Here is a 394-nt window from a genome sequence, read left to right on the forward strand (position 1 = left end):
CAAGTTAATGACGAAGACGAAACCGTTTATATTGCTCGTTCAAATAGTCGCGCAGTGGCCATCGTTTCGCAAGAAAAAATGGACTGGTTAGAAAGAGCATTAAAAGCTAAAGAAGGTTCGTTAGACTATGCAATTGCGCGTGATCAGTTAATTAAACGCCATGTTTTACCTGATGATGAAATTGTTGAATCAAATGATGATTATTGGGGTCAGTTTAAACAATGAAAAAACTAAGATTTAAACCGCGTGCAACCTTTAATGCTGATCTAAAGCGATTAGCCAGTTTAGATAAAACTATTATTGACGAAGTTCGATCAGCCGTTGACCTATTGCTCGAACAACAACAATTACCACCAGAATTTGAAGATCATGAGCTTAATCGGCGAATGAGCGG

2 protein-coding genes are annotated in these 394 nt (G+C 38.1%); both read left to right on the forward strand.

What is annotated here, in order from left to right:
* The coding region (locus IV64_RS03895) for an antitoxin (RefSeq protein WP_057705855.1) at positions 1-225 on the forward strand (225 nt) is incomplete at its 5' end.
* A partial coding sequence (locus tag IV64_RS03900) for a type II toxin-antitoxin system YafQ family toxin (protein ID WP_191982885.1) occupies positions 222-394 on the forward strand: 173 nt, incomplete at its 3' end. The genes IV64_RS03895 and IV64_RS03900, both read left to right, overlap by 4 nt.

This window comes from Lactiplantibacillus xiangfangensis, assembly GCF_001438845.1.
In the GTDB taxonomy this organism is placed as follows: domain Bacteria; phylum Bacillota; class Bacilli; order Lactobacillales; family Lactobacillaceae; genus Lactiplantibacillus; species Lactiplantibacillus xiangfangensis.